General features: G+C 43.6%; 8 protein-coding genes. 5 read left to right on the forward strand and 3 right to left on the reverse strand.

Annotated features, from left to right (window positions below; genetic code table 11):
• The 3 genes from H6G32_RS21590 to H6G32_RS21600 all read left to right on the forward strand — a co-directional run.
• Positions 1 to 475, forward strand: a 475-nt coding sequence (locus H6G32_RS21590; RefSeq protein ID WP_190461987.1) for a zinc ribbon domain-containing protein, incomplete at its 5' end; no start/stop codon positions are given.
• A 215-nt stretch (positions 476 to 690) separates the two neighbouring features.
• The gene (locus H6G32_RS21595) at positions 691 to 3,714 is read left to right on the forward strand and encodes a valine--tRNA ligase (protein WP_190461989.1); all 3,024 of its coding nucleotides are present in this window, start codon (positions 691 to 693) and stop codon (positions 3,712 to 3,714) included.
• Between the two features lie 120 nt (positions 3,715 to 3,834).
• On the forward strand, positions 3,835 to 4,266 hold the full coding sequence (locus H6G32_RS21600) for a hypothetical protein (RefSeq protein ID WP_190461990.1): 432 nt from the start codon (positions 3,835 to 3,837) through the stop codon (positions 4,264 to 4,266).
• A gap of 96 nt (positions 4,267 to 4,362) precedes the next feature.
• Here the strand turns inward: H6G32_RS21600 and H6G32_RS21605 are convergent, their stop codons facing one another.
• Entirely contained in the window at positions 4,363 to 6,366 is a 2,004-nt protein-coding gene (locus H6G32_RS21605; RefSeq protein WP_190461993.1) for an ABC1 kinase family protein, read from the reverse strand.
• Positions 6,367 to 6,630: 264 nt separating this feature from the next.
• Here H6G32_RS21605 and recN point away from each other — a divergent pair, with 264 nt between their 5' ends.
• Positions 6,631 to 8,382 (forward strand): DNA repair protein RecN, encoded by a 1,752-nt coding sequence (gene recN, locus H6G32_RS21610; RefSeq protein ID WP_190461995.1) that lies wholly within the window; start codon positions 6,631 to 6,633, stop codon positions 8,380 to 8,382.
• A 208-nt stretch (positions 8,383 to 8,590) separates the two neighbouring features.
• Here recN and H6G32_RS21615 read toward each other — a convergent pair whose 3' ends face one another.
• Positions 8,591 to 9,841 carry a family 3 adenylate cyclase gene (locus H6G32_RS21615; protein ID WP_190461997.1) on the reverse strand — a complete coding sequence of 417 codons (1,251 nt, stop codon included), beginning with the start codon at positions 9,839 to 9,841 and terminating at the stop codon, positions 8,591 to 8,593.
• A gap of 22 nt (positions 9,842 to 9,863) precedes the next feature.
• Positions 9,864 to 10,742 (reverse strand): ATP adenylyltransferase family protein, encoded by an 879-nt coding sequence (locus tag H6G32_RS21620; protein ID WP_190461999.1) that lies wholly within the window; start codon positions 10,740 to 10,742, stop codon positions 9,864 to 9,866.
• 1,137 nt (positions 10,743 to 11,879) lie between these two features.
• Here H6G32_RS21620 and H6G32_RS21625 point away from each other — a divergent pair.
• On the forward strand, positions 11,880 to 13,535 hold the full coding sequence (locus H6G32_RS21625; RefSeq protein ID WP_190462001.1) for an MBL fold metallo-hydrolase: 1,656 nt from the start codon (positions 11,880 to 11,882) through the stop codon (positions 13,533 to 13,535).
• The last annotated feature ends 13 nt before the right edge of the window (positions 13,536 to 13,548 follow it).

Below are 13,548 nucleotides of genomic sequence, written 5' to 3' on the forward strand. Positions count from 1 at the left end.
ACATCAAATTGGTGTAGTGGTATTTGGGTGGAATCAGGGACAAAGACAAGAAGCGCAGTTAGGTAGAACAACGCAATCATTTGTGCAGATACCAACCGCCAAACTCAAAAAACAAGTTAAACAGTTATGCGAGTACCACGGCATCAAATTTGTAGAAACTGAAGAATCCTATACCAGTAAAACTAGTTTTTTAGATGGTGATTTTCTACCTACTTTCGGCGCAAAACCTGAAGGGTGGAAACCAAGTGGAAAACGAGTAAAACGCGGTATATATCGCACTGGTACAGGAATTCTAATCAACGCTGATTTAAATGGTGCAGCGAATATACTTCGCAAAGTAGAGACACAATTAGGACTCGTCCTAGTCAAGGTCTGTAGGCAAGTTTTGACCCTTGCTACCAGATTTCGTATCTGGGAAACCAAAACTAAAAAGCGAAGTGGTACGGGTTCAGCCTACCACGTAGCATCAGTTTAGAATCCCCGTGTCTTTAGACCGGGGAGAGGTCAACTTCCTTCTCTTTCTTTGCGTACTTTGCCTCCTTTGCGGTTCGTTTCCATCAAATTCTCTCCCCCCTGGGGCTAATTTACTTTCCTCCTCTTTCCCAGCGTCTTGGCGGTTCGTTTCCATAAATCCCCCTCCAACCCTGTGGCAAAATTTAGTAGAGTCCCTGCAAATTTAGTTTTCCCAGCATGACCGCAACTATTCCTAATCTCCCCAGTCTCTATGAAGCCTTCTCCACTGAAGCCAAATGGCAAAAATTCTGGGAAGACAACCAAGTTTACAAAGCTGACCCCAACCACAAAGGCGAACCCTACTGCGTCGTCATCCCCCCGCCTAATGTCACCGGCAGTTTACACATGGGTCACGCCTTTGAAAGTGCGTTGATTGATACCCTCGTGCGTTACCACCGGATGCAAGGGCGTAATACCCTGTGGTTGCCGGGAACTGACCACGCTAGCATTGCTGTGCAAGCGATTCTGGAAAAGCAACTCAAGGCTGAGGGTAAAACTCGCTATGATTTGGGGCGGGAGAAGTTCCTAGAACGCGCTTGGCAATGGAAGGCGGAGTCTGGGGGTACAATTGTTAATCAGCTACGGCGTTTGGGCGTTTCGGTTGACTGGACGCGGGAACGCTTTACCCTGGATGAGGGTTTGTCGAAAGCTGTTGTCGAGGCATTTGTTCGCCTGTATCAGGAAGGCTTAATTTATCGCGGTGAGTATTTAGTTAACTGGTGTCCAGCTTCTCAGTCGGCGGTGTCTGATGTGGAGGTGGAAAATCAAGAGGTTAACGGGAATCTTTGGTATTTCCGCTATCCTCTCAGTGATGGTTCTGGTTATTTGGAGGTGGCGACGACTCGACCGGAAACTATGCTGGGTGATACGGCGGTGGCGGTTAATCCCAATGATGAAAGATATCAGCACTTGATTGGCAAAACTCTGACTCTGCCAATTATGCAACGGGAAATTCCGATTATTGGCGATGAGTTGGTTGACGCTGCTTTTGGTACGGGTTGCGTGAAGGTGACTCCCGCCCATGATCCTAATGATTTTGAAATGGGTAAGCGTCACAATCTGCCGTTTATCAACATTATGAATAAGGACGGGACTCTCAACGAAAATGCCGGGGAGTTTCAAGGACAAGACCGCTTTGTGGCTAGAAAGAATGTGGTTTCTCGCCTGGAGGCTGATGGCGTTTTGGTGAAGGTGGAAGATTATAAGCATACGGTGCCATTTAGCGATCGCGGCAAAGTACCTGTTGAACCCCTCCTCTCAACTCAGTGGTTTGTCAAAATTCGCCCCCTAGCTGACAAATCTCTAGAACTCCTCGACCAGCAAAATTCGCCGGATTTTGTCCCCCAACGCTGGACAAAGGTCTATCGTGATTGGTTGGTGAACCTCAAAGACTGGTGTATCTCTCGGCAATTGTGGTGGGGTCACCAAATCCCGGCTTGGTACGCTGTCAGTGAAACAGGTGGACAAATTACCGACTCGACGCCTTTTATCGTGGCGCAAAATCAAGGGGAAGCTGAGGAAAAAGCAAAATTACAATTTGGTGAAAATGTCCAGCTAGAACAAGACCCAGATGTGCTAGATACCTGGTTTTCTTCTGGACTCTGGCCGTTTTCAACTTTGGGCTGGCCGGAACAAACTCAGGATTTAGCGACTTACTACCCCACCACCACCCTAGTTACAGGCTTTGATATCATCTTTTTCTGGGTTGCCAGAATGACGATGATGGGGACACATTTTACGGGACAAATGCCGTTTAAAACTGTTTACATCCACGGTTTGGTGCGGGATGAGAACAATAAAAAGATGTCCAAATCGTCTAACAATGGCATTGACCCGCTGTTGTTGATTGCCAAATATGGTACTGATGCTTTGCGCTACACCTTAATTAAGGAAGTGGCGGGGGCTGGTCAAGATATCCGCTTGGAGTACGATCGCAAAAAGGACGAATCTTCATCGGTAGAAGCTTCCCGCAATTTTGCTAATAAGTTGTGGAATGCTGCCCGGTTTGTGATGATGAATTTAGATGGACAGACGCCGCCACAATTAGGTCAACCCCAAGCCACAGAACTCAGTGATCAGTGGATTCTTTCCCGCTATCATCAAGTAGTTAAACAAACTACCACTTACATCGACAACTACGGTTTAGGGGAAGCAGCAAAGGGATTGTATGAATTTATCTGGGGCGACTTCTGCGATCAGTATATTGAACTAGTTAAATCCAGGTTGCAAAAAGATGCCGATCCGGCATCGCGCCGAGTTGTACAACAAATCCTCGCCTACGTGCTGGAAGGGATTTTGAAGCTACTGCATCCCTTTATGCCCCATATTACTGAGGAAATTTGGCAAACTCTCACCCAACAACCAGAAGATGCACCGCAAATTTTACCATTACAACTTTATCCCCAGGCAGACGCCAACTTGATCAATCTGCAACTTGAAGAACAGTTTGATTTGTTAATTAACACTATCCGCACAATTAGAAATCTGCGGGCTGAAGCGGATATTAAGCCAGGGGCAAAAGTAACGGTGAATTTGCAAACTGCTAGCGAAAATGAACGGTATATCCTCACTGCTGGAAAGTCTTACATTCAAGATTTAGCCAAGGTCGAGAGTTTAACAATTACTGACGAAACCATTACTGGTGAGCAAGAAAGCCAAAAAGTTGCTGGTAAATCGCCTTTGAGAGGTTTGAAGACTATAGGCTTAATTATCTTGGCAATTGTCTTTGTTCGCTTGGGTTTTGCTGCGGCGGATACAATTAATCAGGTTCCTGTTTTAGGAACCATTTTTGAATTAGTTGGTCTACTTTATACAATGTGGTTTGTTGCCCGCAATTTAATCACCGCTCAGGGGAGACAAAAGTTATGGGCAAGGTTGTTTAAACCAGCTACTGACAACATTCTACCCCAGACAGAATCACAACAGCTTCAGGAATCAGACAACAGTATCGCTGGTGTTGTCGGTACAGTACAAGTACTAATTCCCCTAAAAGGTGTGGTAGATATTGAAGCCCTACGTGCCAAGCTAGAGAAAAGCATCAGCAAAGTGGAAGCGGAAGCTAATTCATTAACTGCTAGATTAAGCAATGCTAAGTTTGTGGATAAAGCGCCAGCAGATGTAGTTCAAAATACTAGAGAAGCTTTAGCAGAGGCAGAGAAACAAGCGGAAATTTTGCGCGATCGCCTGCGTGGTTTAGTATAAGCACAATGGGTAATGGGAGAGTTATCAATTCCCATTTACCCATTACCATTTACCAAAAACTTTTTTATCTCACTTTTTGTAATTTTATTTTGAATTTTAAATTGGAGCGAAGCAAAAGTTATGCTATACCTAGCCCAGGTATGTAAAAATGAGTTTTTAGATCAGTACCAGTTACGCTTGTTAGCACGTCAGGAGGGTGAAAATCTCTGGATAATTATTTCAGAAGAGGCTTTCATTCTATTGGGAAAGGGAAACACTATAAATGAGAAATTACTGGTAATAGTGGAGCTTTCCCCCGCAGGAGTGATTCAAAAACTCGAAGACGCCACCAATTGGGTACTTTATCTAGTGCAAACTTACCTCGCCACTGGCGTTACCCCAGAATTTTTGCAACAAGAAGCAGAGCGAGCAGAACATTGGCGACAATCCCTAACCTTACAAAGCCAAGATTTAGCGCGTCGTTCTTTGGAATTAGAGGCCCGTCGCGAACAAATTCAAGCAGTAGAAGAAAGTATTAAGCGCGATAAAAATGGTCATGATGATCAAAAATAATCTGAATTTTTGAGTGCTGATTTGTCAATGATTGTGATTAACGCAGGGATAAAAAAATTCTTACCCCTGCTGTTACCAACCCTCATCTTTTAATCTTCATTTTTCATATTTGACACTTTCCTCCGCCGCCAACAGTTCCCGAATTATCCTAGCTATAGCCTTTTGGGCGAAGCGGCTGGCTATTTGTTGACCTAAACGCTGCACACCTGGATTAACAAGTATTTGGGCTAGTTGAGGAGCAAATTGGGCGGGGTCAAACCCACGGGTTTGCTGGAGAATTTTAAAGATACGTTTGATATGCTCTAATGTCTGTTGTTGCTCAACTGTCGCCCCTGGGGTTTCATTGACTGCTGTCAATCCTGCTTCTGATAGTAGGTGTGTGAAGTTATGCAGTACATTTTTACCTACAGCATTGAGTCCGTTGATAAATTCATCTACCAATTTGTCGCGAATAAATGAGCCGCGTTCGGATGATAGGAACTCTACCGTCTCATTCAGTACCAAACTGAGATCGTATTCTTGGTTTTTGCGCGCATTGGTTAACAAGTTTTCTAAGCGATTCCAGCGAAATTTGCTATCTTTAAACAGCAAATCTTGCAGTGATGTTCTTAATGCTGGTGCTGGGTCGGTTAACAGGCGTTTAGAAACATAGGGATAAGCTTCGCTGAGAACTTTAAAGTCGGGGTCTATATAGATAGCAATTCCTTCCAGGGTGACGAGGGAGCGAATAATTAATGCATAGTATGGTGGTACGCGGAAAGGATACTCATACATCAAAGCTGATAGTTCATCGGTGATGCTTTTGATGTTGAGGTCGGCTACACTGGCTCCTTGGGCATCAGCGAAGACTCGCGCAAAAGCTGGAATAATTGGGGTTAAATCTGTTTCTGGTGATAAGAAATCTAATTTGACGTAGTCTTTTGCCAAGCCTTCAAAGTCGCGGTTGACTACGTGGACGATCGCTTCAATTAAACCATAGCGTTGGGCTGGCTGAACCTCACTCATCATCCCAAAGTCGAGATAAGCTAATTTACCCTCTGGGGTGGCTAATAAATTACCTGGGTGGGGATCGGCGTGAAAAAATCCATGTTCTAGTAACTGGCGTAGAGAACACTGGACGCCAATTTCAATCATATAACGGGCATTTATCCCTTGGGCACGAATTTCTTCTGTCTGGGTTAATTTAATGCCATTAATCCACTCCATCGTCAACACGCGACGATTGGTGTATTCCCAATAAATTTTTGGTACATATATGTTTTCCATCTGACCATATAACCCAAAAAAGCGCTCGGCATTTTCGCCTTCATGGATGTAGTCCATCTCTTCAAAAATGCGATCGCCTAATTCATCGAGAATCCCGACTAAATCACTCCGCACCCGTTTTACTCTTTGCTGTACCCAGGCGGCTATGCGGCGCAAAATGTATAAGTCAATGGTAATTCGCTCTCTTAAATCAGGACGTTGAACTTTAATGGCGACTTCCTCACCAGTTTTCAACTTACCTTTATAGACTTGTCCCAATGAAGCCGCCGCAATTGGCTGGGGCGAAATTGTGGCGTAAACCTCATCTGGGGTTGCTCCTAGTTCTTCTTCAATAAACTGGTAAGCTATTTCGTTGGGAAAAGGCGGTAATTGGTCTTGTAGCCTAGTTAGTTCTTCTAAATATACTGGCGGTACTAGATCCGGTCTGGTGGACAAAGCTTGACCAATTTTGATGTAAGCAGGCCCTAGTTGTGTCAGCAATTCTCGCAGTTGAATCGCTCTGGGGCGGTCATTTTTGACGACAATTCCCCGCTTGTTATCCCACCATAGCCCCACAACAAAGGCTAGAGTTGGTCGTAAAACTGCGAAAATCCGCCGCAAAACTTGTAGGGGTTTCCTGGCATAATGAGCTTCTATCTCGACAGGATCGTAACCCAAGGACTCAGGTTCATCTGTTGCTAAGTGTCTTGGCGATGGGCTACGCCCGGCTGGAGGCAATCGCACAACCTTCTCTGATGTAACTTGTTTTGGCACTACATCAATCACGGATAGTTCGCCGCCGTTACTATCCTCCGGATTTGGTCGGGTACTAGGGGGAAGTGTCTTCACAATCATGAAAAAGGCCACCGGTGGGATTGAATATGTAAATTATTGTAACAATATGTTGCGATTCCTGCATCATTCTGAGCAGATATTGAGTTCTCAGTTAGCTACTCAAAAAATTCGACTGCTCTAAGCAGAGGCAATTAACAGGTTTGCTACACTTAAATGGGCGTGCTAGTTCAATATTAGTTGGTATTACTGGTTGCTGAAAGATCAAGTTCATACTGCTGAAAGTTGAACTGATCCGACATCTACCCTTATGGAGAATTTTGCTCGATGTTGCTATGCCTGCGAATTGAAAACTTTGCCCTCATTGACCAACTGGAACTGGAATTTGGCCCAGGACTGAATGTATTGACAGGGGAAACCGGCGCAGGAAAATCGATTATCTTGGATGCCATTGATGCTGTCTTGGGCGGTAAAGTCTCTAGCCGAGTCATTCGCACTGGCACTATTAGGGCAATGGTAGAAGCCACTTTTGCCTCTACACCCTGCTTCGCGGCTTGGTTGAGCGAACAGGAAATTGATTTGATTGATGATAATTCTGTAGTTATTAGCCGAGAAATCAGCGTCACTGGTAGTAATATCCGCAGTCGCTCACGGATAAATGGTGTATTGGTGAATCGGCAGATGATGGGGGGATTGCGCGATCGCTTGGTGGAAATTACCGCCCAAGGTCAAACTGTTCAAGTGGGACAATCTGCCCAAGTCCGAGACTGGTTAGATTTGTATGGCGGTGATTCTTTGATGCAGCAGCGGCAAAAAGTGGCGATCGCCTTTACCGCATATCAACAAGCACATTTAGCACTAGAAAAACGCCGGATTTCAGAACGGGAACGCCTGCAACAACTGGATTTGCTCACCTATCAAGTGCAGGAATTAAAAGCAGCCAACCTCAGCGATTCCCAAGAAATGGAACAACTGCTGCAAGAACGGGAACGGCTAAATCATGTCGTGGAATTGCAACAGATGAGTTACAAGGTATATCAGGCTTTGTATCAAAATGAAGATGAAACCCCAGCCGCCTCAGATTTGTTGGGAGACAGCGAGGCTACTTTAAATCACATGGTGGAATATGACGCCCAACTGCAACCGCTGTTGGACTTGGTGAGGGATGCACAAGCAACATTAATGGAAGTGGGAAGGCAGATTAATGCCTATGGGGAAGGATTGGAAGCCGATCCCCAGCGGTTAGAGGAAGTAGAGGAGCGGATTCGGGAATTAAAGCAGATTTGTCGCAAGTATGGCCCGACTCTCACGGAAGCGATCGCCTATTACCAACGCATCCAAGGAGAATTAGCAGAACTCAATGACAGCGAACAATCTATCGAAACTTTAGAACAGCAACAACAAACTTGTTTAGATCAACTCATCCTCTTTTGTCAGCAGCTAACTCAACTGCGGCGGAAATCTTCTGGTAATTTAGAATCCCGATTGCTAGCTGAACTCAAACCTCTAGCGATGGATAAAGTCAGGTTTCAAGTTGAGATTTTGCCTAGTTCCCCAACCCTGGCCGGTGCAGACAAAATTACTTTTATGTTTAGTCCCAACCCCGGAGAACCCCTACAACCGATGATTGCGATCGCCTCTGGTGGGGAAATGAGCCGCTTTTTATTAGCGCTCAAAGCTTGTTTTACCCAAGCTGATACCGCTCAAACAATGGTTTTTGATGAAATTGATGTGGGGGTTTCTGGAAGGGTAGCCCAAGCGATAGCGGAAAAATTACACCAGCTAGGACAACTCCACCAAGTATTATGTGTTACTCATCAACCTTTAGTAGCGGCAATGGCAGACCGTCATTTTCGTGTCGATAAACAAACAATCAATCAAAACAAGGGTAATAAAGCAAACAATGGCAGCACCGAACAGCGGACTGTTGTGCGAGTCACCAACTTGGATAATTTAACCACCCGTCGGGATGAATTGGCGCAATTAGCCGGGGGTAAATCGGCAAATGAGGCGATCGCATTTGCCGAATCTCTACTATTGCAAGCCGCTAATCATCGTCAACGAAATGAAGTGAAGTAGTTTTAACAACCTCAAAAATTACAATTCTCTTAGTCAGAATAAAAACAATTTTGAATTAATTAATTCCGAGTACAGGCTCCCACTGATTGTCTTTAATTTTGAATTTTGAATTTTGAATTTTGAATTTTGAATTTTGAATTTTGAATTCCCCGTTCGCCTTTGGCGTCCCGTAGGGAAGGGGTTGACGCTGGTTTGTTTGCTTAATCAATTAACCTTGATATGCCGTAATTTCTACCCCAGAAACTGTATAACTAATCTCTGTAAATTCGCTCAAGTCCACCAATTGTTTAATTGTAGCATTCACATACAGCTTGCCAAATTCCCCTTTGTCTTGAGCCATTTTAGAAGCAATATTCACCGGCATTCCGGCAATATCTTTACCGCCCACAGCCAAATCAGAAATCAAAACTTGCCCAGCGTCAATACCTATACGTGAAGCAATATCTTGTGCCGCTAGTTCGTAACGAAATGCTTGGGCAAAGTTGAAAGCTGCGGTAGCTTCATCAAAAGTATAAATTCCTAAAGAACCAATTACCTTGATTTCCTCACCATTGCTTTGGGCAAGGAGGCGCAAACCGATATCTTTCATTTTAGCAGAAAATCCCAAGTTCGTAAACATGAAAATCTCACGGGCTGCGGCATCTTTATTTTCCCGTTCAATGAGGACAACTACTTTGTTTTGCAAATACTTATCTGCTAAATATTGCCGAAATACAGGATCATTTTGTCGGTTTTGATAAGCGATTAAGTCAGCATAGAAAGGTTCAGAATAGGGAATAGGATATTGTTTATTTCCAGGAGGTACATTAGATAAAGTCGGCCCATCTAAAACCCGAAACATATTGCCAATTATAGTTTTTACTTCATCTCTTTGAAGAATACTAAAATTGTGGTTAGATGGCAACCGCTCATAAAAGCCTTGGCTGATAGCTATTTCTCCACCTTCGGTTTGATTTTCAGTAATCTCTTCTATAGTGTCGGCTTCTAAACCATACAATCCACCATTAATGTAGTAAAAATCTCCATAATGTGCGCCAATTCCAATTTTAATTTGGCAATTTTTGCTAATTTCTCCTTGGATTGTCAGCAACGCAGATAAAAGAGTTTCTGAATTAACTGATGCTGGGTAAAACATTTGTGTGTTGTCAGCAGCCCAAATACCAACGCTATATCCACCAAGAGCAATACCAAAGCCATAGAGAATTTCTTTTGGCTGATTAATAATTGCTAAAATTTCCAGTAAGCCTCTTTGCTTCGTCAGTTTGGTTAATCCAACGGAATCAGAAGATACGCTATAACCTTTAACTTTATATGGCTCAAGTAACTGCTGGGCTATTTCTTGAGTTTGCTCACTCTCCATCCACTTGGCAATTAGTTTCAGTGGCAAGGTGCCAATGATATCCTGGGTGGTGTCAAACAGCGATGGAGAGTATTGATATTTTTTTAATTTGTTAGTCATGCTCTCATGGCTACTACAGGTTCTAGGTTGTAGGTACAGCAACTTTCCTCAAGATAGTCATTGGGCCATATTCTTTGAGAATCTGCATTTGCTCTTGATTTTTCACCAGCAGCGCTCCTGCGAAGCCTAATGAATTCACAGATATTTTCTCAAACTCTTCATGCGATCGCACAACGATCAACATCCATTCTCGCGTAGCTAGCAAATTATAAGCACCAGATGGCTTTAAATCCACAGCCTGTAATAGGCTATAATAACGCTCAAGTGTTGCTTCAGCGCCCATTAGGGGATTTAGGGTGGTGAAAGCGTGGACAAATGGAAATCTTGGGATAGTTGCGATTGCATCCTGAAATTTTGCCTCTGTCAGCAAGGCTTCCATGGGTATCTGCACCCCTGAAGGTACAAGTGGTAAAGGGACAATTTGCAAATGTTTGTGTCGCTGACTAGCCCCCGCAATTTTCCCACTATTGTAAAATACCAAACCATTGAAATCAGCCAAACACGCCCACATAGCCGCAAAATCTGCAAAAGTGAGTAAGCTTTCCTGTTCTTCAAAAATACGGGTAATCAGCAATAAGTGATAGTCAACAACATTAAATTTATTCAAAATACAAACATGAGTGTCGGAAATATCCGCCACAAACAAATCCTTTTCATAAGGTAAAAAAGGATTAAACTCTTTACCAGAGATAGCGCTTTGTTTATCTTGTTTCTTTTTAGCTGATTTTTTGCGGTTCAGATTAGACAAAATCCGCACCAAGAACCGCACCCCATCCTGTTCGACAAATTCAAACTCTGTCGGTATCGACAGCAACGCCCCACATTGTAAAGCGTGTTCAGTCTGTTCTTTGACACTTGTCCATAAAGTGTCAGGTTTCAGTAATATTTTCCCTAGTGCCATTTGATTTTCCTTCCGGCATAGAGAAATATTTTACCAGTATTGGCAACTACTCACCAAAGGTTCAGAAAATTTAAAATTTCTTTTCCTGAAGTATTGAAATTTTTGCCGGTTTAGGATTTAAACAATATTCAATTGTAATTTCTTCCCAATTATTAGCTACTAATTTTTTACCCAACTTATACAAGTTAGTACTTCTACCCTACCCGAATACAGTCATCCTCACAATCAGGTTGCTGCAAGTTGGATATCAGCAATATCTATCTGTAAGCAGATGCAAAGCCAGCTTTTGAGGATTTAAGATAATTGGTGTTCTAGTATGCAGAATTATTAACTAGGATTATGGTGTAACGGCTAAAACTATAAAGTTGGATAATGCACACGCCGTAGCAATTTGTATACTGCATAACATATAAATTAGACTGATGGGTGTGGCACTTGATGGTGCTGGTACAGCATGGCGCAAGCACTGCAACCCGGAACAGTAGATTGAATAGTATTATTTTGTTAATTGATAGAAAGCTCCTAGTGGCGATCGCACTCCTGGCTGGAGAGGTGATCGCTCCTTTATTTTAAATGGACAGTTTAACCAAAAAGTTCTACAATTTCATTTATTGGGGTAAAATTACTGGTTGTCCAAATTACTAAGGCATAGTAAAGATTTTCTAGTGATTCTGGCTGAATTGAGAAGCGCTCCATTAATATAAGAAAGTCTTTAGTCAAGGACAGCAAAAAAATGGATGTAAAGCTGATTTTAGCCGGATTAACAGTTATATTTACTGTTTCGTGCTTGTTTTTCGGCACGAAAAATGGTTTTTATGATTCAGATGACTATCATGGCAATGGTTCTGCACATTGAGACAAGTCTGTAGAAGTCTCTGCGTCAATCAACTTTCAGAACATCGGAAAAGTGAAAAAGCCAGAGGCAAACTTTCTTAATCGTAGCTTGTGAGCTGCTGATTACTCAAATTTTCTGAACTAACTTGGTTGAACTGGAGGCGTCCTCCCCAATCAAAAAACCACATTCTCAGGGTGTAGGGGCGGATGATTTAACTTACCCCTAGGTCACAAAACCAAAATCCGGATAATTTTTGGCTTTTGGGATATATCCATGAAGAACAGGTACGAGGGGAGGAGCGCATGAGGGATAATCTATCGGCATTCTCTCGCCTTGATGCTGGGGAAGCGGCTAGTGAATTAGAATGTTTGCCCTATAGTGTCCAGCATCAGGATGAGGGTGTATGTTTACTAGTACGGATGGGGCCACACCGCATCCTGCTAGATTGTGGTGTGGGCGATATTTCTTTTTTGGCGAAGGAACTCACTAAATCAAGACGCTTACCAGCAGATTTAGTCTTAATCAGTCATGCCCACCCAGATCATGCCAGAGGGTCTCTGGCACTGCACAAAGCTTTTCCCCTATTACCTATCTATGCTAGCGAAGTGACTAGCAAGTTATTGCCGTTGAATTGGCTAGATCAAGACCCCGAAGAAATTCCGTCATTTTGTCAGGCTCTACCGTTGCGATCGCCTGTGGAATTAGAAGATGGTCTAGTGGTAGAATTATTTCCGGCAGGGCATTTACCGGGAGCTGTAGCAATTCTACTCACCTACACTACCCAAGAACGTGCTTACAAACTACTTTATACAGGGGATTTTTTCTTATCTAATTCCCGGTTAGTAGAAGGCTTACGTTTAGAAGAATTGCGGGGATTAGAGTTGGATGTGCTGATTATCGAAGGGACTTATGGCACATCCCGTCATCCCCACCGCCGCAACCAAGAAAATCAACTAGCCGAGCGAATTAATCGGGCAATTGCTGACCATTATTCTGTAATTCTGCCTACACCTGCTTTAGGGCTAGGTCAAGAACTGCTGATGTTGTTACGTTCTCATCATCACTTTACAGGGAAGGATTTAGATATTTGGGTTGATAGTGCTGTTGCCGTTGGCTGCGATGCTTATCTAGAACTGCTCTCCCATCTCCCCCCATCAGTACAAAACTTTGCCCGTCATCAACCTTTATTTTGGGATGAACGAGTACGTCCCCGTGTGCGGCGGTTGCAGCCAGAATATCGTGCTACCGTGGGCAAATCTCCCTGTATTGTCCTCACCGACTCTACAGATGATTTGGGCAAATACTGCCAACCAGATACAGGTCCTTGGCTGATCCTCCTGCCAGAAAAAATTGATATTAAAGTTAACAAAGAATATTTAGCACCTACCATTGTTGAAAGCTATATCCTCGCCCAACATAGTGATGGCCCAGGGACAACACAGCTAATTCATAACTTACGACCCCAGCACGTCGTTTTTATCCACGGTTCCCCTGCCTATTTAGCTGATCTGACTGGCTTAGAAGAGTTACAAAACCGTTACCACGTGCATTCTCCAGCAGCTGGTATTTTAGTAGAACTGCCAATTGGTGACACATTTCTACAACCAGCTGCCCCAGAGACTAACTATGAAGGCGAACTGACAGAGCTAGGAACAGTAATTACAATCACTATCCCTGAAGCAATTACAGCTGATCCACGTTGGCGGGAATTTGCTGATACTGGTTTAGTCGAAGCCCGTTGGCAGGGCGAAGAACTAGTATTACGGGGGTTATCACCAAGAGAATTGCTTAACCAAAATAGCGATCGCTATACATTGTCTGATGTAGATTGCTGCGGTACTTGTAGACACCAAAGAGGACAGCGGTGTTGGAATTCCGCGTCCCCGTTATATAACTTCAAAGTCACCCTTGAAGGTTATTGCCCTGCCTTTGAAGGCTTATTTAGTCCTGAGTCCTGAGTCCTGAGTTTTG

The organism is Cylindrospermum sp. FACHB-282 (assembly GCF_014697195.1).
Classification (GTDB): Bacteria; Cyanobacteriota; Cyanobacteriia; order Cyanobacteriales; family Nostocaceae; genus Cylindrospermum.

Excerpts from the sequence above, each read along its gene's own strand:
- H6G32_RS21625 (WP_190462001.1), top strand. The coding sequence starts at position 11,880 with ATGAGGGATAATCTATCGGCATTCTCTCGCCTTGATGCTGGGGAAGCG.
- H6G32_RS21605 (WP_190461993.1), bottom strand. The coding sequence starts at position 6,366 with ATGATTGTGAAGACACTTCCCCCTAGTACCCGACCAAATCCGGAGGAT.
- H6G32_RS21595 (WP_190461989.1), top strand. The coding sequence starts at position 691 with ATGACCGCAACTATTCCTAATCTCCCCAGTCTCTATGAAGCCTTCTCC.
- H6G32_RS21600 (WP_190461990.1), top strand. The coding sequence starts at position 3,835 with ATGCTATACCTAGCCCAGGTATGTAAAAATGAGTTTTTAGATCAGTAC.
- H6G32_RS21615 (WP_190461997.1), bottom strand. The coding sequence starts at position 9,841 with ATGACTAACAAATTAAAAAAATATCAATACTCTCCATCGCTGTTTGAC.
- recN (WP_190461995.1), top strand. The coding sequence starts at position 6,631 with ATGTTGCTATGCCTGCGAATTGAAAACTTTGCCCTCATTGACCAACTG.
- H6G32_RS21620 (WP_190461999.1), bottom strand. The coding sequence starts at position 10,742 with ATGGCACTAGGGAAAATATTACTGAAACCTGACACTTTATGGACAAGT.